The 17,931-nt window shown below is 61.1% G+C and carries 18 protein-coding genes; all 18 read right to left on the bottom strand.

The window, feature by feature from the left end; translation table 11 throughout:
- Nucleotides 1–61: 61 nt before the first annotated feature.
- Nucleotides 62–1,258: an acetyl-CoA C-acyltransferase gene (locus tag C8C92_RS03880; protein WP_099760867.1), complete on the bottom strand. Its 1,197-nt coding sequence runs from the start codon at nucleotides 1,256–1,258 to the stop codon at nucleotides 62–64.
- 60 nt (nucleotides 1,259–1,318) lie between these two features.
- The gene (locus tag C8C92_RS03875; protein ID WP_243420105.1) at nucleotides 1,319–1,816 is read right to left on the bottom strand and encodes a YiiD C-terminal domain-containing protein; all 498 of its coding nucleotides are present in this window, start codon (nucleotides 1,814–1,816) and stop codon (nucleotides 1,319–1,321) included.
- Between the two features lie 11 nt (nucleotides 1,817–1,827).
- The gene (locus C8C92_RS03870; RefSeq protein WP_116743053.1) at nucleotides 1,828–4,227 is read right to left on the bottom strand and encodes a 3-hydroxyacyl-CoA dehydrogenase/enoyl-CoA hydratase family protein; all 2,400 of its coding nucleotides are present in this window, start codon (nucleotides 4,225–4,227) and stop codon (nucleotides 1,828–1,830) included.
- Between the two features lie 14 nt (nucleotides 4,228–4,241).
- Entirely contained in the window at nucleotides 4,242–6,032 is a 1,791-nt protein-coding gene (locus C8C92_RS03865) for an acyl-CoA dehydrogenase C-terminal domain-containing protein (RefSeq protein WP_096233570.1), read from the bottom strand.
- 80 nt (nucleotides 6,033–6,112) lie between these two features.
- On the bottom strand, nucleotides 6,113–6,715 hold the full coding sequence (locus tag C8C92_RS03860) for a TetR/AcrR family transcriptional regulator (protein WP_096233568.1): 603 nt from the start codon (nucleotides 6,713–6,715) through the stop codon (nucleotides 6,113–6,115).
- Nucleotides 6,716–6,973: 258 nt separating this feature from the next.
- Nucleotides 6,974–7,363 carry an RNA-binding S4 domain-containing protein gene (locus C8C92_RS03855; protein ID WP_116743052.1) on the bottom strand — a complete coding sequence of 130 codons (390 nt, stop codon included), beginning with the start codon at nucleotides 7,361–7,363 and terminating at the stop codon, nucleotides 6,974–6,976.
- The gene (gene clsB / locus C8C92_RS03850; RefSeq protein ID WP_099760871.1) at nucleotides 7,360–8,523 is read right to left on the bottom strand and encodes a cardiolipin synthase ClsB; all 1,164 of its coding nucleotides are present in this window, start codon (nucleotides 8,521–8,523) and stop codon (nucleotides 7,360–7,362) included. The genes C8C92_RS03855 and clsB overlap by 4 nt, the downstream gene beginning before the upstream one ends.
- Before the next feature lie 9 nt (nucleotides 8,524–8,532).
- Nucleotides 8,533–9,354: an endonuclease/exonuclease/phosphatase family protein gene (locus tag C8C92_RS03845; RefSeq protein ID WP_099760872.1), complete on the bottom strand. Its 822-nt coding sequence runs from the start codon at nucleotides 9,352–9,354 to the stop codon at nucleotides 8,533–8,535.
- A gap of 73 nt (nucleotides 9,355–9,427) precedes the next feature.
- A complete protein-coding gene (locus C8C92_RS03840; protein WP_072457749.1) occupies nucleotides 9,428–9,721 on the bottom strand; it encodes a hypothetical protein in 294 nt (97 codons plus the stop codon).
- Nucleotides 9,722–9,740: 19 nt separating this feature from the next.
- Complete coding sequence (nudB, locus tag C8C92_RS03835; protein WP_116743051.1) at nucleotides 9,741–10,205, bottom strand: dihydroneopterin triphosphate diphosphatase; 465 nt, start codon at nucleotides 10,203–10,205, stop codon at nucleotides 9,741–9,743.
- 85 nt (nucleotides 10,206–10,290) lie between these two features.
- Nucleotides 10,291–12,093 (bottom strand): aspartate--tRNA ligase, encoded by a 1,803-nt coding sequence (gene aspS / locus C8C92_RS03830; RefSeq protein WP_165829259.1) that lies wholly within the window; start codon nucleotides 12,091–12,093, stop codon nucleotides 10,291–10,293.
- Between the two features lie 63 nt (nucleotides 12,094–12,156).
- Nucleotides 12,157–12,798 (bottom strand): DUF502 domain-containing protein, encoded by a 642-nt coding sequence (locus C8C92_RS03825; protein WP_116743049.1) that lies wholly within the window; start codon nucleotides 12,796–12,798, stop codon nucleotides 12,157–12,159.
- A 40-nt stretch (nucleotides 12,799–12,838) separates the two neighbouring features.
- On the bottom strand, nucleotides 12,839–13,147 hold the full coding sequence (locus tag C8C92_RS03820; RefSeq protein WP_116743048.1) for an FmdB family zinc ribbon protein: 309 nt from the start codon (nucleotides 13,145–13,147) through the stop codon (nucleotides 12,839–12,841).
- Between the two features lie 90 nt (nucleotides 13,148–13,237).
- A complete protein-coding gene (locus C8C92_RS03815; protein ID WP_116743047.1) occupies nucleotides 13,238–13,840 on the bottom strand; it encodes a methyltransferase in 603 nt (200 codons plus the stop codon).
- Between the two features lie 19 nt (nucleotides 13,841–13,859).
- Nucleotides 13,860–15,431, bottom strand: a complete 1,572-nt coding sequence (ubiB, locus tag C8C92_RS03810; protein WP_116743046.1) for a ubiquinone biosynthesis regulatory protein kinase UbiB — start codon at nucleotides 15,429–15,431, stop codon at nucleotides 13,860–13,862.
- Complete coding sequence (locus C8C92_RS03805) at nucleotides 15,428–16,066, bottom strand: SCP2 sterol-binding domain-containing protein (RefSeq protein ID WP_165829257.1); 639 nt, start codon at nucleotides 16,064–16,066, stop codon at nucleotides 15,428–15,430. Before C8C92_RS03805 ends, ubiB begins: the two co-directional genes overlap by 4 nt.
- A gap of 152 nt (nucleotides 16,067–16,218) precedes the next feature.
- Complete coding sequence (locus C8C92_RS03800) at nucleotides 16,219–17,163, bottom strand: Tim44-like domain-containing protein (protein ID WP_099760879.1); 945 nt, start codon at nucleotides 17,161–17,163, stop codon at nucleotides 16,219–16,221.
- Nucleotides 17,164–17,194: 31 nt separating this feature from the next.
- Complete coding sequence (gene ubiE, locus C8C92_RS03795; protein ID WP_010394608.1) at nucleotides 17,195–17,929, bottom strand: bifunctional demethylmenaquinone methyltransferase/2-methoxy-6-polyprenyl-1,4-benzoquinol methylase UbiE; 735 nt, start codon at nucleotides 17,927–17,929, stop codon at nucleotides 17,195–17,197.
- Between the last annotated feature and the right edge of the window lie 2 nt (nucleotides 17,930–17,931).

Below are 17,931 nucleotides of genomic sequence, written 5' to 3'. Positions count from 1 at the left end.
AAGATAAAGGGCGCCGGGGTAATCCCGCAGCGCCCTGTTGTATTGCTTTAGCCCGTCAAGCTTATACGCGCTCGAAGATGCCTGCCGCGCCCATGCCGGCACCGACGCACATCGTGACCATGCCGTACTTCTGCTTGGTGCGCTGCAGTGCGTGAATCACGGTGGCCGCGCGGATGGCGCCGGTGGCGCCCAGCGGGTGGCCCAGGGCGATCGCGCCGCCCATCGGGTTGACCTTCGATGGGTCCAGGCCCAGGTCGCCGATGACGGCCAGGGCTTGCGCGGCAAACGCTTCGTTCAGCTCGATCCAGTCCAGCTGGTCTTGCGTGATGCCGGCGGCGGCGCACGCTGCAGGAATGGCGAATTTAGGACCGATGCCCATGATTTCCGGCGGCACGCCGCGCACGGCGAACGAGGAGAATTTCGCCAGCGGGGTCAGGTTATGCTCGCGTAAAATCTTCTCGCTGACGATCAGCAGCGCGCCGGCGCCGTCGGACATCTGCGAGCTGTTGGCGGCCGTGACGGTGCCCTTGGCGGCAAACACGGGTTTGAGCTTGCCCAGCGACTCCAGCGTCGAATCGGCACGCGCGCCTTCGTCGGTGTCGACGGTGCGGCGCGTCACATCAACTTGGCCGGTGGCCAGGTTCGGCGTGCGCGTGATGATTTCCACGGGCGTCGTTTCGGCCTTGAAGAAACCGGCTTGCTGCGCGGCGATGGCGCGGCGGTGCGATTCAACGGAGAACGCGTCCTGCTGTTCGCGCGACACTTTCCATTGCTGCGCCACTTTTTCGGCCGTCAGGCCCATGCCGTAGGCCATACCGATGTTTTCGTCGCTGAACATGTCCAGGTTCATCGATGGGTGATGGCCCATCATCGGCACCATCGACATCGATTCGATACCGCCGGCGATCATCACGTCGGCTTCGCCCACGCGGATGCGGTCGGCGGCCATGGCGATGGCCGTGATGCCCGAAGCGCAGTAACGGTTGACGGTGACGCCGCCCACGGTTTTCGGCAAGCCGGCCAGCAGCACCGAGTTACGCGCAATATTAAAACCTTGTTCCGCTTCCGGGAACGAGCAGCCGATGATGGCATCGGTGATCAGCGCCGGGTCGAGGCCAGGCGCTTGCGCCAGGGCCGATTGCAGCACGCGCACCAGCAGGTCGTCCGGGCGGGTGTTTCTGAACATGCCGCGCGGCGCCTTGCCGATCGGGGTGCGGGTTGCAGAGACGATGTAGGCGTCTTGAAGTTGTTTGCTCATTTTATACTTTCAAAGATGTTGAACGAGGTTCGTGTTCTGTCGAATGTCCGGGATGCTGGCCTATCGCTTCTGCGACAAATACCAGTCCACCGTCACCTGTGCCGCCAGCGTGCCTTCGGAGTCGAAGATATCGACTGCCACGGGAAACGCCACCTTGCCGTCCTGCGCCAGCTGCGCCTTCAATGCAGCCAGGTCGCCCGGTACCCGGCCTTCGGCGCGCGTCGCGCCCCGGGCCAGCTTCTGGTACTGAATGCGCGACTCCTTGGCCACCGGGCGCAAGCCCAGTATCAGCTCGGCGAAGCCGCCAGCCATGGCCGCGCCGGAAGCCGTTTCGGCCAGGGTAAACAAGGCGCCCGCATGCTGCGTGCCCAGGTGATTATGCAGTTTGGGATCGTCCGGCATCGACACCTTCGAGGTGCCGGCGCCGATGTCGTCGATGCTGATCCCCAGCAGCCGCACGAAGGGCAAGGTGTCCATCATCTGTTGTTTGATACGGTCATACACCATGCTTGGCCTCACGCGCAGCAGTACTTTAAAAACGAGTGACAGGATCGTCATCGACGTTGTGCTTAGTTGCGTACCGGCTTACCGGTCTGCATCATGCCCATGATCCGTTCCTGGGTTTTCGGATGGTTCAACAGCTCCAGGAATGCCTTGCGTTCCATATCCAGCAGCCACTGTTCGCTGACGAAACTGCCCTGGTCCACGTCGCCGCCCGATACGATCTCGGCGATCATCTCGCCCAGCTTGAAATCGTGCGCCGAAATGAAGCCGCCGTCGCGCATGTTGACCAGCTGCGCCTTGATGGTGCCCCAGCCGTAACGGCCCGTGACCTGGATCAGCGACGGCAGTTGCGGACGGAAGCCCGCGTCGAACATGGCGCGCGCTTCGACCTTGGCCACGTGCAGCAGCTCGTAGGCGTTGAACACGATCACGTCGTCTTCTTTCAGGTAGCCCATTTTTTTGGCTTCCAGCGCCGATTTCGACACGTTGGCGGTGGCTGCATTGGTGAAGCCCGTTTTCAGGAATTGCAGGATGTCATTGCCCTTGGCTTCCTTGTAGGCGCGCTGCGCCGCTTCCTTCAAGCCGCCGCCGGCTGGAATCAGGCCCACGCCCACTTCCACCAGGCCGATGTAGGACTCGATCGAGGCCACGCGCTTCGAGGAGTGCAGCGCCAATTCGCAACCGCCGCCCAGGGCCAGACCCGCGACTGCGGCGATCACCGGCACGTTCGCGTATTTCAGCGACATGAAGGTGTTTTGCAGTTCGGCGATGATCGGGTCGACGGCTTTCACGCCGCCTTGCATGAACGCTGGCAGGGCCGATTGCAGGTCGGCGCCGGCCGAGAAAGCACCGCCTTCGGCTGCGTCCGCGTGCCAGATCACCAGGCCCTTGAAGTTCTTCTCCGCTTCGGCCAGCGCCAGTTTCAGGCCGTTGATGACGCCTTCGCCGATCACGTGCATCTTGGTCTTGAACGAGATGATCAAGACATCGTCGCCCGCATGCCAGACGCGCACGGATTCGTCTTCGAAGACGGTGGTGCCGGCAGTCTTGCCGTCGATGGCGCCGCTGCCCAGGACGGGCGCGCGGAATGGCTGGCGGTCATACACGGCCAGGCTCGAACGGGGCACGAAGCTGTTCGACACGGCCGAGTAGGAACCTTCCGGCGTATGCACGCCGCCTTTTTCAGCGACCGGACCTTCGAAGACCCAGGCAGGCAATGGTGCATTGCACAGCGCGTGGCCGGCGTCGATGTCTTCCTTGACCCAGTTGGCCACTTGCAGCCAGTTCGATGCCTGCCACGTTTCAAACGGACCGACGTTCCAGCCGAAGCCCCAGCGCATGGCGAAGTCGATGTCGCGCGCATTGTCGGCCACGGTATCGAGGTGGATGGCGATGTAGTGGAAAGCGTCGCGGAAGATCGCCCACAGGAACTGGCCTTGTGGATTCGTCGATTCGCGCAGCGCCTTCATCTTCTTGACCGGATCCTTTTCCTTCAGGATGCGGGCGATGATGTCGGCAGCCTTGGCGCCGCCAGCGACGTATTCACCGGTGGCGAAATCGAGGCGTTGAATCTCCTTGCCGACTTTCTTGTAGAAGCCCGCGCCGCTCTTCTGGCCCAGCGCGCCTTTTTCCACCAGCTGCGCCAGCACGGCCGGCGTCTTGTAGACGGCAGCGAACGGGTCGTTCGGCAGGTAGTCCTGCATGGTCTTGATCACATGGCCCATGGTGTCCAGGCCGACCACGTCCGCCGTGCGGAAGGTGCCCGACTTGGCGCGGCCCAGCTTGGAGCCCGTCAAGTCATCGACGACGTCCACGGACAGACCGAATTTCTCGGCTTCGTGCACGATGGCCAGGATGCCGAACACGCCAACGCGGTTGGCGATGAAGTTCGGCGTATCCTTGGCGCGCACGACGCCCTTGCCCAGGGTGGTGGTCAAAAAGCCTTCCAGCTGGTCGGCGATTTCAGGGCGGGTAGACTCGGTCGGGATGATCTCGACCAGGTGCATATAGCGCGGCGGGTTGAAGAAGTGCACGCCGCAGTAGCGCGATTTCAGGTCGGCGTCGAAGCCTTCGGCCAGCTTGGTGATCGACAGGCCCGAGGTGTTCGAGGCGAAGATCGCGTTCGGGCCGATGTGCGGCGCGACCTTTTGATACAGGTCGTGTTTCCAGTCCATGCGCTCGGCGATGGCTTCGATGATCAGGTCGCAACCGGCCAGCAGGTCCAGGTTGTCTTCGTAGTTGGCCACCTGGATCAGCGATGCGTCATCCTTGTTGCCCAACGGCGCAGGCGACAGTTTTTTCAGGTTCTCGATGGCGCGCAGCACGATGCCATTCTTTGGACCTTCTTTTGCTGGCAGGTCGAACAGCACGACCGGCACTTTCGCGTTGATGCAATGGGCGGCGATCTGCGCACCCATCACGCCGGCGCCGAGGACGGCTACTTTTTTAACGATGAAATTGGTCATATTTTCCTCAAGTCTTAGAACAGGTCTGCGTCGAGTGCCATCAGGTTGGCCGAACCGGAACGCGCCTGACGGATCAGGGTTGCCGTTTCAGGCTGCAAGCGGGCGAAGTAGAAACGTGCGGTAGCCAGTTTGGCGGTGTAGAAGGTGTCGCCGCTGGATTCTTTTTCGAGGGCGATCTTGGCCATCTGCGCGAACAGGTAGCTGTAGATCATGTGGCCGACGACACGCAGGTATGGCACGCATGCCGCGCCCACTTCGTCAGGATTCTGGAAGGCTTTCATGCCGATTTCCATGGTCAGCTTGGTGACTTTGTCGCCCAGGTCGCCCAGTGGGGTGACGAATTCGCTCATCGCTTCATCGGTACCGTTGTCTTCGACAAACGCCTTGATCTTTTCACCGAACTTGCGCAGCTTGGCGCCGTTGTCACCGAGGATCTTGCGGCCCAGCAGGTCCAGCGACTGGATCGTGTTCGTGCCTTCGTAGATCATGTTGATGCGCGCGTCACGCACATACTGCTCCATGCCCCACTCCGAGATGTAGCCGTGGCCGCCGAACACTTGCATCGCTTCCGAGGTGGCGATCCAGGCGTTGTCGGTAATGAATGCCTTGATGACAGGGGTCAGCAGCGCCACTTCGTCAGCGGCTTCCTTGCGCACGTCGGCGTCCGGGTGGTGCAGTTCGCGGTCGATCTGCAGCGCCACGTAGGAAGTGAAAGCGCGCGCGCCTTCGGCGTAGGCTTTGCCCGTCAACAGCATGCGGCGCACGTCAGGGTGCACGATGATGCGGTCGGCCGGCAGTTCCGGGTTCTTGATGCCGGACAGCGAACGCATTTGCGTGCGGTCCTTGGCGTAGATCAGCGCATTCTGGTAAGCGATTTCCGTCAGGCCCAGCGACTGCATGCCCACGCCCAGGCGGGCCGCGTTCATGAAGACGAACATGGCGTTGAGGCCCTTGTTCGGCTGGCCGATGATCCAGCCTTTCGCGCCGTCCAGGTTCATCTGGCAGGTCGAGTTGCCGTGGATGCCCATTTTTTCTTCGATGGCGCCGCAGGTGATCGGGTTGCGTTCACCGACCGTACCGTCCGCGTTCGGCAGGAATTTCGGTACCAGGAACAGCGAAATGCCTTTCGAGCCTTCCGGCGCGTCCGGTACGCGGGCCAGCACCAGGTGCAGGATGTTTTCCGCCATGTCGTGCTCGCCGGCCGAGATGAAGATCTTGTTGCCGGTGATGGTCCAGGAACCGTCCGCCTCAGGCAGCGCTTTCGAGCGCAGCAGGCCCAGGTCGGTGCCGCAGTGCGGTTCGGTCAGGCACATGGTGCCCGTCCATTCGCCCGACACCAGTTTCGGCAGATACACTTCCTTCTGGTGGTCGGTGCCGTGTTCTTTCAGGCACTCGTAGGCGCCGTGCGACAGGCCAGGGTACATGGACCAAGCCTGATTCGACGAGTTCAGCATTTCATAGAACGAATTGTTCAGCACGACAGGCAAGCCCTGGCCGCCGTATTGCGGATCGCAAGCCAAGGCCGCCCAGCCGCCTTCGACGTACTGCTTGTAGGCTTCTTTAAAGCCTTTCGGCGTGGTCACGCTTTTCGTGACGGGATCGTGGTGGCAGCCTTCGCGGTCGCCGGAGTGATTCAGGGGGAACAATACTTCGGAAGTGAACTTGCCGCCCTCTTCCAGTACCTGGTTGATGATATCGGCGTCGACGTCGGCATACGACGGCATTTGCTTCAGCTCTTCTTCCACTTGCAGGAACTCATGCAGAACGAATTGCATATCCCGGATTGGCGCGACGTATTGACCCATAATTTTTCTCCTGAAGGCGTTTAGCTAAAGTGTTGTACTTGTGAACTGCGTGTGCGTTGCTGCGGATACTGCCTGACGGCTTATTTGCTTGTTACTGAATTCTGGTACGACGCCAGCAGGCGGATAAAGCCCGCTTGCGCCCGTTCGATGCTGCCCGGCACGCGCAGGAAGCGCGCATCGTGATGCAGGGCCAGGATCAGGCCATACATCTCGTACACCAGCTGCTGGGCGTCCGTGTCCGCTTTCAGGTCGCCCGTGGCGATCGATTGCTCGACACAGCGCAGCAGCGCACCTTGCCAGGCCCGTACCATGGCCACCAGGGAGTCGCGGATGGGGCCGGGACGGTCGTCATACTCGACGGCGCCGCTGATATAGATGCAGCCGGAAGCGATTTCCACGCTGACCCGCTTGACCCAGCGCGCAAACATCGATTGCAATCGCTGGATACCGCGTGGCTCTTTCATGCTGGGGAAAAAGACTTCTTGCTCGAAACGATAGTGGTAGAGCTTCAGCACTTCCATCTGCAAGTCTTCGCGCGAGCCAAAGTGGGCAAACACGCCCGACTTGCTCATGTTCATTTTGTCCGCAAGCAGCCCAATGGTCAGGCCTTCCAGGCCGTCGCGGCTGGACAAGTCCAGCGCCACGTCGAGGATGGCTGCACGGGTCAGTTCGCCCTTGCGCATGAATTTGACTGAAGTATTCAAGAGGTCCGTTCTAAAAGTGATGTTGCCGATTTGGCGGACTGAAGCGAGGGTAAAAAAAAGCACGCTTCGAAAAAATCCGAACGCTCGTACTATTATCCACTACCACGTAAAAGTCAAACGGGAACTTTAGAGCCGGTGTTCTATTGGTGCAGCGCAGCATTTTTTGACTGCGTGTTTGTTGCGATTTCAGGCAGGCAAAAGCGGTGAGCGCCCTTGCCTGACAGCAACAAGCGCGCCTCAGTCGAGGCCGCCTGCCTTGCTCAATTGACGGCGGTCGCGCTTGGTCGGCCGCCCCTTGATGGTGGTGCCCGGCTCGCGGAACAGCTTGCGCTCCTCGGCCAACTGCTCGCGGCGGGCGATGCTGGCCGGTGTTTCTCCGTACAGCAGACGCGCCACAGGCGCCGCGCCACGCTTGTCGGACAGGCCCAGCACGGCCACTTCCCACGTATCAAAGCCATTGTCGATGGCCAGCGCGTCGCCCACGCGCAGGCTGCGCGCCGGTTTCACGCGCTCGCCGCCCACTTTGACTTTACCCGTGTCGACGGCCTCGCTGGCCAGCGAGCGCGTCTTGAAGAAGCGCGCCGCCCACAGCCATTTATCCAGCCTTACCGTTGTCATCTCGTTCATGCGTACTTGCCTACTGAAAAAATGCGCATCACCAGCCGGTACACGAGGAAGGCGGCTTCGTAGCCGATGCGCCGGACACGGCCGATGTGCTTGAAATCATCCTGGTGAATCACGATGCCGTCGGCCACGCCCTGCTCGATGTGCTGGCGCAGGCTTTGCGCGAAAGCCACGTCCTTGATGACGATGTTCGCTTCCTGGTTGAGGAACAGGCTCAGCGCGTCAATATTGCTCGAACCCACTGTCGCCCAGTCATCGTCGACCACGGCCACCTTGGCGTGCAGCTGCGTCTTGCGGTATTCGACGATTTTCACGCCGGCAGCCAGCAGTTTCGGATAAAACGAGTGCGCCACGGCATCTTGCATGCGGAACTCGCCCACGCCGATCAACAGCACCACGTCGACGCCCCGCTGGGCCGCCTGGGCCAGGGCGTGGCGCAGCTTGTGCCCGGGCGCGAAATACGGGTTGGCCAGCATCACGCTCTTGCGTGCCTGGCCCAGCGCCTGCAGGTAGGCGCGCTGGATGGTGCGGCGGTTGCGCAGGTTGTCGCGCACGACAAAACCGGCCACGACGGGGTTCTTCGCCAGCTCCTTGCTGACCACGCGCATCTTGCGGTACAGCTTGATACGCCGTACCAGGTTCATCTTGCCCAACCGCGCCCACTGCGCCTGCACTTCCTCATGGATGGCGTCCACCAGCGGGCCCTTCACCTGCACGGCGAAATCCCAGCGCGGCGCTTCCAGGCTGATGCTGTGGTCGTAGTCGCAAAACATGTCGTCGTTGATATTGATGCCGCCCACCAGGGCAATTTCTCCATCGGCGACGCAGATCTTGCGGTGCGTGCGCGTGATGCCGCGCCGGAACCACGGGTTGAAGATGCGGTGGTGCACGCCGGCCGCTTCCAGTTGCGCATGCATGGCATTCACGCGGCGATTGCCCGTGCCGAACCAGTCCGTGATCATGCACACCAGCACGCCGCGCGCGGCCGCACGCTTGAGCGCATCGAGCACCAGGGTACCCGTGGCGTCATCGGCAAAGATATATGTTTCGAAATACACTTCCGAACGCGCGCCGTCGATGGCGGCTATCAATGCGGGAAAATAATCGGTGCCGCAACACAGCAGCTCGATGTCGTTGTGGGCGATGAAGTTGACTGTGCGCATGCCGGCAGTCTACGCGAGTTTCAAGGCAGCAACGATCGGCGCGTGGTCCGACAATTTTGCCCACAAGGTGCCATGCATCACTTGCGCGCCTTCCACGTGGAAACCGCGCACATAGATGCGGTCCAGGCGGAACCACGGCAAGGCGGCGGGAAAGGTGCGCGCCGGTACGGGCACGGGTATTTTCGTTTGGCGCCGCGCCAGCGTGCGTACCAAATCGCCCAGGGCCGAATTCGACGCGCGCTGGTCGAATACCTCGACCACACCGAGCGCATTGCGCAGCTTGTCGCTGAGCGTGTTGCGCCAGTCGTTGAAGTCGCCCGCGATGATGACGGGCTCGCCGTTCGGCGCCGATTCCATGACGGCGTCGATCAGCGCCTGCGTCTGGCGGCCCCGCCCCGACTCGAACAGACCCAAGTGCACGACATAACAGTGCACGTCGGCCTGCGGTGTCTTGAGCACGCAATGCAGGATGCCGCGCTGCTCGTAGGCATGGTCGGACACGTCGTGGTTGGTTTGCGAGGCGATGGGAAACTTGCTCAGCAAGGCGTTGCCATGATGGCCATGGTCGTAGACGGCATTCATGCCATACGCGGAATGGTGCTCGGCGCCGGCAAAAAATTCATGCTGCGACGCTTCCGGCCAATGCTTGTGGCCGTTGTTCTCGGCGCCATAGCGGGCCGCATTGCGGTCATGCTTGCCTTGCACTTCCTGCAAGAAGACGACATCGGCATTGAAGAGAGCGATCGCCTGCTTCAAGGCGTGCACCCTGGGCAAACCCCGCACGGAGGAGACACCCTTGTGTATATTATAAGTTGCTACGCGGATTTTCATGCCTTGATTCTACTCCCAGACGGGCCCCGCGCGGCGCCTGCGTAGGTGCGCGTGCGCACCTAAACGCACACAATCACGCCAGCATGCGTCCCACGCCTGCCGTCACGCTGACGAGCAGCGCAGTAATGCCGGCCGCCCAGACGATCTTCACCAGCAGCGGTGCGCCGCGCCAGGCCACGGTGCGCTTGCCCTTGGCAAAGGCGCCCGGGTGCAGCAGCCAGCCGATCGCCATCAGCGGCATGCCGATGGGCGGCGTGCGGCCAGGCACGGTGGAGCTGAACAGCAGGAAGATAAAGCACAGGCAGAAAACGATGCCCAGGGTGCCCAGCAGTTTTTGCTGCGCAGTCAAATGTAACCAGTTCAACATGGAATGCTTTCTAGGGAAATCAGGTGGGGCGCGCCAGGCCCGTCATGGCCGGCAATTGCAAAATCGCTTCCGCGTTGGACGACGAGAAACAGCGGTCAGCCGCCGCCAGATACGGCAGCCACGCGTATTGCAAGTGTTCGCGGGGACTCAGTGTAATCAGCGTATCGCGCGGCACTTGCACGCTGAACACGTGTTCCGTGTTGCGCGTCACGCCGGGCGCATAGCGGTGGCGCCAGATCGGATAGATCTCGTACACATTCGACAAGTTCCAGTCGCGCAGCACGATGTCGTGCCCATCGACGACGATGCCGGTTTCCTCAAACAATTCGCGCGCGGCCGTCTGCAGCAGCGGCTCGTCGACGGCGTCGACGGAACCGGTCACCGATTGCCAGAAACCAGGCTGGCCCGCGCGCTCGATGAGCAAGACGTCAAGGTCAGCCGTATGAATGACGACCAGCACGGAAACGGGAATTTTATGGTTCATATCAACAATGAAAAAGGCGCCTCGTCAGCGCCTCTTTTTGCATAGCATTATCAAACAGCGGCCGCCGCAGCGGCCGCATGCTGCATTACGCTACTTTTGGCTCGGCGCCGCGCAAACGGATGTGCAGCTCGCGCAATTGCTTCTCGTCCACTTCCGACGGCGCTTGTGTCAGCAGACACTGGGCGCGCTGGGTTTTCGGGAAGGCGATCACGTCGCGGATCGAATCGGAACCCGTCATCATGGTCACGATACGGTCCAGGCCGAATGCCAGGCCGCCATGCGGTGGCGCGCCGTATTGCAGGGCGTCAAGCAGGAAGCCGAACTTCAGCTGCGCTTCTTCGGCATCGATTTTCAATGCGCGGAAGACCTTGCTTTGCACTTCTTCGCGGTGGATACGGATCGAACCGCCACCCAGTTCCCAGCCGTTCAAGACCATGTCGTAGGCCTTGGCGATGCAGGCACCCGGATTCGTTTCCAGCATGTCTTCATGGCCGTCTTTCGGCGCCGTGAATGGATGGTGGGTCGCCGTCCAGCGGTCCGCTTCTTCGTCGTGCTCGAACATCGGGAAGTCGACCACCCACAATGGCTTCCACACGTCTTCGAACAGGCCGGCTTTCTTGCCGAACTCGCTGTGACCGATTTTCACGCGCAGCGCGCCGATGGCGTCGTTGACGACCTTGGCCTTGTCCGCGCCGAAGAAGATCAGGTCGCCGTCTTGCGCGCCCGTCTGCTCGAGGATCGTGGCCAGCACGTCGGCAGGCAGGAACTTGACGATCGGCGATTGCAAGCCTTCAGGGCCCTTGGCTTTCTCGTTGACCTTGATGTAAGCGAGGCCCTTGGCGCCGTAGATGGCGACAAATTGCGTGTAGGCGTCGATTTCCGAACGCGGCATGCTGCCGCCTTGCGGTACGCGCAGGGCCACCACGCGGCCACCCTTCATGTTGGCGGCGCCGTTGAAGACCTTGAACTCGACCGACTTCATGATTTCGGTCAAGTCCGTGAAGGCCAGCTTGACGCGCATGTCCGGCTTGTCGGAACCATACAGGCCCATCGCTTCGGCGAAATCCATCACCGGGAACGGGTTCGGCAAGTCGATGTTCAGGGTGTTCTTGAAGACGACGCGGATCATGTCTTCGAACAGGTCGCGGATTTCCTGCTCCGTCAGGAACGAGGTTTCGCAATCGATCTGCGTGAATTCAGGCTGGCGGTCAGCGCGCAAGTCTTCGTCGCGGAAGCACTTGGTGATCTGGTAGTAACGGTCGAAGTTAGCGACCATCAACAGTTGCTTGAACAACTGTGGCGATTGCGGCAAGGCGAAGAAGCTGCCCGCGTTCACGCGCGACGGCACCAGGTAGTCGCGCGCGCCTTCTGGCGTGGACTTGGTCAGCATCGGCGTTTCGATGTCGATGAAGCCCAGCGCGTCGAGGTACTTGCGCACTTCCATCGTCACCTTGTAGCGCAGGCGCAGGTTGTTCTGCATTTGCGGGCGGCGCAGGTCCAGCACGCGGTGCGTCAGACGCGTCGTTTCCGACAGGTTGTCGTCATCGAGCTGGAACGGCACGGGCACGGACGGGTTCAGCACTTCCAGTTCCGAACAGACCACTTCGATCTTGCCCGATTTCAGGTTGTTGTTGATCGTGCCATCGATACGGTTGGTCACGACGCCCGTCACGCGCAGGCAGAATTCGTTGCGCACGGCTTCGGCGACCTTGAACATCTCCGCTTGTTCCGGGTTGCAAACGATTTGCACCAGGCCTTCACGGTCGCGCAAGTCGATGAAAATCAGGCTGCCGTGGTCGCGGCGGCGATGTACCCAGCCGCACAGGCTGACGGTTTGTCCCAGCATGGCTTCGGTGACGAGGCCGCAGTATTCAGTACGCATAGACATAAAATTCTCAGTTCAGGTTAGTGAGTGTTCAATCCGGCCACGTCCCGCGTGGGACGCCTGCCTTTATTCTTTGGCTGCCGGGGCCGGTACAGCAACAACTTCCGCAGGCGCTACCACGCCCATCGAGACGATATATTTGAGCGCCGCATCGACGCTCATGTCGAGTTCGACGACATCGCTGCGTTTCATCATCAGGAAAAAGCCCGATGTCGGATTCGGCGTCGTCGGCACGTACACGCTGACATAGTCGCCTACCAGGTGGTTCGCCGCATCGCCTCCCGGCACGCCGGTCAGGAAAGCGATGGTCCAGGAATTCTGGTGCGGATACGGCACCAGCACGGCCTTGCGGAAGGCATTGCCCGACGGGGAAAACAAGGTATCGGACACTTGCTTGACGCTGGAATACAGGGAATTGACGATGGGTATGCGTTGCAGCAATTTTTCCCACAGTTTCACCACATAATTGCCGACCAGATTATTCGTCAGCAAGCCCGTGAAGAACACGATCAATACCGTCAATACCGTGCCCAGGCCGGGAATGCTGCTCAGCGCGGGGACCTGGTGGCCGAACCATATGCTGGGCTTCGTACTGCCGGGCACCAGCAACAGCGACTGGTCCATCGTGCTGATCACCAGATTCAAGACCCAGGCCGTAATGGCCAGGGGCACTAAAATCAGTAATCCGGTAATAAAGTATTTACGCATCGGTTTCTCGGTAATGGAACGTATCGGCGCGGCGCGCCTTTCAGTCCGCTTTCGGTGCAGCGGCAGCCGGGGCGGACGCAGCTGCCGCGGCAGGCGTGCTCTCGGCGGCTGGGGCGGGCTTGGCACCATCGGCCGGGCCAGTCGGAATGGCCGTGGTGGGCGCCGTGCCGCCGCGGAAATCGGTCGCGTACCAGCCGGTGCCCTTCAATTGGAAACCGGCGGCCGTCAATTGTTTCTTGAAACTGGGCTTGCCGCACGACAGGCACACCGTCAGTACTGGATCGGAGATCTTTTGCAAGACGTCCTTGGCAAAACCACACTCGTCACAACGGTAAGCATAAATCGGCATCTCTACTCCGAGAAAATCATCAAAAACCCTGAATTATAAAGCTTTTCCGCCATTCCCAGCGGAAAATGCCCGGCCGCGACCGTTGCCGCCTCAGTCCGCCCGGCGGCGCCAGCGCATCCAGCGTTCCTTGCCCGCGAAGACGGCGATGGAATCGTCCACGGCCTCATCGGCCAGGCAGTCGAAATGCGGCGCCAGCAAGGCCTGCAATTGCTCACGCGACATGCCGAACGGCGGTCCCTTGGCATTGTCGTCAAAGAAAAAGTAGCCGGCCAGCATGGCGCCCGGCGCCAGCAATTGCGCCCAGCGGTCCGCCACTTGCTGCCACATGGCGCGCGGCATGGCGCACAGGAACGCCCGTTCATAGATCAGATCCAGCGGCGCTTCGGGCTGCCAGGTGAAGAAATCGGCTTGCACCACCTGCCCTGCCCGCGCGCCGACGACGGCGCGCGCGGCGGCCACGGCAGCCGGCGAAAAGTCGATGGCCGTGGCATCCCAGCCGTGATCGAGCATGAAAACCAGTTCATACGCGGAGCCGCAGCCGGGAATCAGGCAGCGCAGCGGCGCCGGACTGTCGGCAACGAAGCGGCGCAAACGCGCAGGCACGCCACCCTGGTCCCAGGGCGTAAATTGCTTCTCGAAACGCTCGTCCCAGAAGGCCGGCGAGAGTGGATCGCGGGTTTGAAAGTCAGCCATCACTTACGTCCTGATCCAGTTAAAACGGCAGTTGATGCCAGCGCATGAACACTTGCAAGCCCAGCGCGCCGAGCGCGAAGGCGCCCACGAAGTACACGATAAAACTCAGCAAGCGGTTCGTCTGGCGTTGTTCCGCCAGCAAGGTTTTCATCAATTCCACATCGTTTTCACGCGGTTCGCCATGCACCGTCAAGGCCTGGTGCAGCAAACGCGGCAATTGCGGGAAGATGTGCGCATAACGGGGTGCCTCGGCGCGCAGGCGCTCCATGAAGCCTTGCGGCCCCACCTGGTTGCTCATCCATTTTTCCAGGTAGGGCTTGGCCGTTTGCCACAGGTCCAGTTCAGGATCGAGCTGGCGGCCCAGCCCCTCGATATTGAGCAGGGTCTTTTGCAACAGCACCAGCTGCGGCTGCACTTCCACGTTGAAGCGGCGCGAGGTCTGGAACAGCCGGAGCAAGACTTGCCCAAAAGAAATATCTTTCAGCGGACGGTCGAAGATCGGTTCGCAGCAGGCGCGCACGGCCGCTTCCAGTTCATCGACGCGCGTGTCTTTCGGCGCCCAGCCCGATTCGATGTGCGCCTCGGCCACGCGCTTGTAGTCGCGGCGGAAGAAGGCGAGGAAGTTTTGCGACAGATAATCCTTGTCGTAATCGTTCAACGTACCCACGATGCCGAAGTCCAGCGCGATGTAGCGGCCGAACGATTCGGGCGCGATCGACACGAGAATATTCCCGGGATGCATATCCGCATGGAAAAAGCCGTCGCGGAACACTTGCGTGAAGAAAATCTCCACACCATCGCTGGAGAGCTTGCGCAAATCCACGCCGGCCGCCACCAGGCGGTCGATCTGCGACACGGGAATGCCCACCATGCGTTCCATGACGATGACGCTGCTGGAGCAATAATCCCAGTGCATTTCCGGCACCAGCAACAAGTCCGAGTTGGCGAAGTTACGGCGCAACTGGCTGGCGTTGGCCGCTTCGCGCATCAGGTCCAGCTCGTCGTGCAGGTATTTATCGAACTCGCCCACCACTTCTTTCGGTTTCAGGCGCTTGCTGTCGGCCCACAGGCGGCTGGTCCAGTCGGCCGCGATGTGCATCAGGGCCACGTCTTCGTCGATCAGCTTTTTCATGCCTGGACGCAAGACCTTCACGGCCACTTCACGACCATCTTTCAGGGTGGCGAAGTGCACCTGGGCAATCGAGGCGGACGCCACCGGCTCGCGCTCGAAGCTGGCAAACAGTTGGTCCGGGTGCGCGCCCAGCGACTTGACGATCTGTGCGATGGCGAGGTCGGAATCGAACGGCGGCACGCGGTCTTGCAGGCGCGCCAGTTCTTCGGCGATGTCGAGCGGCATCAGATCGCGCCGGGTTGACAGCACCTGGCCGAATTTCACGAAAATCGGGCCCAGCTCTTCCAGCGCCAGGCGCAGGCGCATGCCCCGTGGCGACGACAGGTCGCGCCAGAAAATCAGGGTGTCGATCAATTTGGCGGTGCGGGGAACTTGCAGACCAGAAATCGCTATCTCATCCAGACCGTACTTGATGGAAACACGGATGATTTTAAACAGGCGCAGGAATTTCAATATCATGTAGACAAATCCGGTGAGGAGGACTGCGGCTGGACGGCGGCAGCCGCCTTTTCCAGCCGGGCAAGGCGCTTGGCCAGGCGTTCGACGTCATCGCGCACGCGCGTCACGCCAGCGGAATACTCTTGCAGGGTAGCAGGACGGATCAGCATCGGCTGTTCGTCGAGAAAATATTCGGCCACGTTTTCCGCCAGCTTTTGCTGGCCCGTGCGCACAAAGGCGGCGGCATCTTTCGCGCCGGAAACAAGGCGCGTAGCCAGCATGGGACCGACTACCTTTTCCAGGTCGTGCTCGGCTTCCCAGCGCAAACCCTTGCTCAATTGCGAAATCGCATTGGCAAACTCGGCATCGCCTTCGATTTTTACATACGAAAACGCCCGCTCGCGGTTTTGCAGGATCAGCGGCACATCGGACAATTTGACGCGGATGGTGACATTGGCCGGCATATCGGCCGGCGCCGCTGCCAGCATGCCGGCGCTGTCGACGCCCAGGCGCAAGGCTACGGCGCCCGTGTCGATGCAGGCCAGCTTGCCCGCATGCACGGCCAGCTGCTGGCGCGCCCACGGCTCTTGCGCCAGCAAATGGTTGATGGTCGCGATGACGGGCGTCATCAGGGAGAGATCGGAAAGTGGTGCCATCTATATACTGCGCGCCGCGCGCGCCCCTAAAAAGAAAAAACCGCCCGTAAAACAACGTGGGCGGTTTCGATCTTACCAGTTCAGCAGGAAATATCTGTCAAGCATCATGCATTGCGCATGAACTTAAGCCATTATTCAGCAAGTTTTGACAATTAATTCAATTGCTGGATGCCTGCCAAGACCCAGCCGCTGTTGCCGCTGACGGGTTTCGACATATTCCACACTTCCGCGAACGGCTCGGCTGCCGCGCCCGGCGCCGAACGGATCAGGCCCGTAAACTTCACGCTGGCCAGGTAGTCGTTGACGCTCGTCTCGATACCGAGCAGTTCGGCATCGATGGTGACGACATCGGTAAAGTCCGGTTGCGCGCCCCGTTCCTGGATTTGCATGCGCAGTTCCCCATACACTTCCGGCGACGTGAATTCACGGATATCGTTGACGTCGGCCTTGTCCCAGGCCGCTTGCAGGCGAATGAAATTGCTTTTCGCGTGGCGCAGGAAGGCTTCCTTGTCGAAGTCGCTTGGCACGCCCCATGGCGCGGCAACCGGCGCCGGTTTGTCCAGGCCGACGCCGGACGAGACGGGCTGCAGCGGCGGCAGCGGTGGAATGCGCGAACCGATGTCGGGCACGTTGCCGGCCGGTGCAGGCTGGTTGCCGCCAAAACCCGCGAACGGCGCATTGCCGCTGGTGTTGCTGTCGCGCTTGCCGCGCACCATGCGGTAGATGAAGTAGGCCACGCCGGCCAGCAAGGCCACCATCAGCAGGGTACTGATCATGCTGGCCAGGGCGCCGCCCAGGCCGAAATGCGACAGCAGCGCGCCCAGGCCCAGGCCCAGCAAGGCGCCGCCCAGCAAGCCCTTCCAGCGGCTCGGTGCCTTGGCGGCAGGTGCCGGTGCGGGGGCTGGCGCAGGTTGCGCCTGGCGTGGCGCGGCAGCCGGTGCCGGGGTCGGCGCCGGTGCGGGCGCCTGGCGGCCCACGTTTTGCGACTGGCGGCCAAACGAACGGCCACCACCCATGGGACGGGCCAGCGCCTCGCCCAGCATGGATACCGTGGTCGCGGCCAGCATCATGCCGACCATAAATTTCTTCAATTTCATTCCATCTCCTAAAATCACCAACATTGATGCATTACATCTTGATACCGGTATGCAAAGCGGCAATGCCTGCCGTCAAATTGTAGTACTGCACGCGCTCCAGGCCCGCCGTTTCCATCATGGTCTTCAGCGTTTCCTGGTCCGGGTGCATGCGGATCGATTCGGCCAGGTAGCGATAGCTTTCCGCGTCGCCGGCGATTTTCTGTCCGAACCACGGCAAGACCGAAAACGAATACAGGTCATACGGCTTTTGCAGCGGTGCTGCCACCTTGGAAAACTCCAGCACCAGCAGCTTGCCGCCCGGTTTCAGCACGCGGCGCATTTCCGCCAGCGCCACATCCTTGTGCGTCATGTTGCGCAGGCCAAAGGCCACGCTGACGCGGTCAAAATAGTTATCGGGGAACGGCAGTTTTTCCGCGTCACACAACAAGGTGGGGGTGAGCAAGCCGCGATTCAAGAGGCGGTCGCGGCCCACGCGCAACATCGATTCATTGATATCGGTCAACCAGACTTCGCCCGTGGGACCCGCCTGCCTGGCGAACGCCTTCGACAGGTCGCCCGTGCCGCCGGCGATGTCGAGCACCTTGAAGCCGGGGCGCACGCCCGCGTTGGCAATGGTGAACGTCTTCCACAGACGGTGCAGCCCGCCCGACATCAAGTCGTTCATCACGTCGTATTTGGCAGCGACGGAATGGAACACCTTGGCGACTTCGCGCACTTTGTCGTCTTCTGCAACTGTTTTGTATCCGAAATGGGTCGTATTGGTCATGG

It is taken from the genome of Janthinobacterium sp. 78, assembly GCF_003096775.1.
GTDB lineage: Bacteria > Pseudomonadota > Gammaproteobacteria > Burkholderiales > Burkholderiaceae_D > Janthinobacterium > Janthinobacterium tructae.
This window is presented reverse-complemented; position numbering and strand designations above follow the sequence as displayed.

Excerpts from the sequence above, each read along its gene's own strand:
- C8C92_RS03805 (WP_165829257.1), bottom strand. The coding sequence starts at position 16,066 with ATGGCACCACTTTCCGATCTCTCCCTGATGACGCCCGTCATCGCGACC.
- C8C92_RS03825 (WP_116743049.1), bottom strand. The coding sequence starts at position 12,798 with ATGCGTAAATACTTTATTACCGGATTACTGATTTTAGTGCCCCTGGCC.
- C8C92_RS03870 (WP_116743053.1), bottom strand. The coding sequence starts at position 4,227 with ATGACCAATTTCATCGTTAAAAAAGTAGCCGTCCTCGGCGCCGGCGTG.
- C8C92_RS03820 (WP_116743048.1), bottom strand. The coding sequence starts at position 13,147 with ATGCCGATTTATGCTTACCGTTGTGACGAGTGTGGTTTTGCCAAGGAC.
- C8C92_RS03860 (WP_096233568.1), bottom strand. The coding sequence starts at position 6,715 with ATGCGCAAGGGCGAACTGACCCGTGCAGCCATCCTCGACGTGGCGCTG.
- nudB (WP_116743051.1), bottom strand. The coding sequence starts at position 10,205 with ATGAACCATAAAATTCCCGTTTCCGTGCTGGTCGTCATTCATACGGCT.
- C8C92_RS03840 (WP_072457749.1), bottom strand. The coding sequence starts at position 9,721 with ATGTTGAACTGGTTACATTTGACTGCGCAGCAAAAACTGCTGGGCACC.
- C8C92_RS03875 (WP_243420105.1), bottom strand. The coding sequence starts at position 1,816 with ATGACGATCCTGTCACTCGTTTTTAAAGTACTGCTGCGCGTGAGGCCA.
- ubiB (WP_116743046.1), bottom strand. The coding sequence starts at position 15,431 with ATGATATTGAAATTCCTGCGCCTGTTTAAAATCATCCGTGTTTCCATC.
- ubiE (WP_010394608.1), bottom strand. The coding sequence starts at position 17,929 with ATGACCAATACGACCCATTTCGGATACAAAACAGTTGCAGAAGACGAC.
- C8C92_RS03845 (WP_099760872.1), bottom strand. The coding sequence starts at position 9,354 with ATGAAAATCCGCGTAGCAACTTATAATATACACAAGGGTGTCTCCTCC.
- C8C92_RS03815 (WP_116743047.1), bottom strand. The coding sequence starts at position 13,840 with ATGGCTGACTTTCAAACCCGCGATCCACTCTCGCCGGCCTTCTGGGAC.
- clsB (WP_099760871.1), bottom strand. The coding sequence starts at position 8,523 with ATGCGCACAGTCAACTTCATCGCCCACAACGACATCGAGCTGCTGTGT.
- C8C92_RS03800 (WP_099760879.1), bottom strand. The coding sequence starts at position 17,163 with ATGAAATTGAAGAAATTTATGGTCGGCATGATGCTGGCCGCGACCACG.
- C8C92_RS03880 (WP_099760867.1), bottom strand. The coding sequence starts at position 1,258 with ATGAGCAAACAACTTCAAGACGCCTACATCGTCTCTGCAACCCGCACC.
- aspS (WP_165829259.1), bottom strand. The coding sequence starts at position 12,093 with ATGTCTATGCGTACTGAATACTGCGGCCTCGTCACCGAAGCCATGCTG.
- C8C92_RS03865 (WP_096233570.1), bottom strand. The coding sequence starts at position 6,032 with ATGGGTCAATACGTCGCGCCAATCCGGGATATGCAATTCGTTCTGCAT.
- C8C92_RS03855 (WP_116743052.1), bottom strand. The coding sequence starts at position 7,363 with ATGAACGAGATGACAACGGTAAGGCTGGATAAATGGCTGTGGGCGGCG.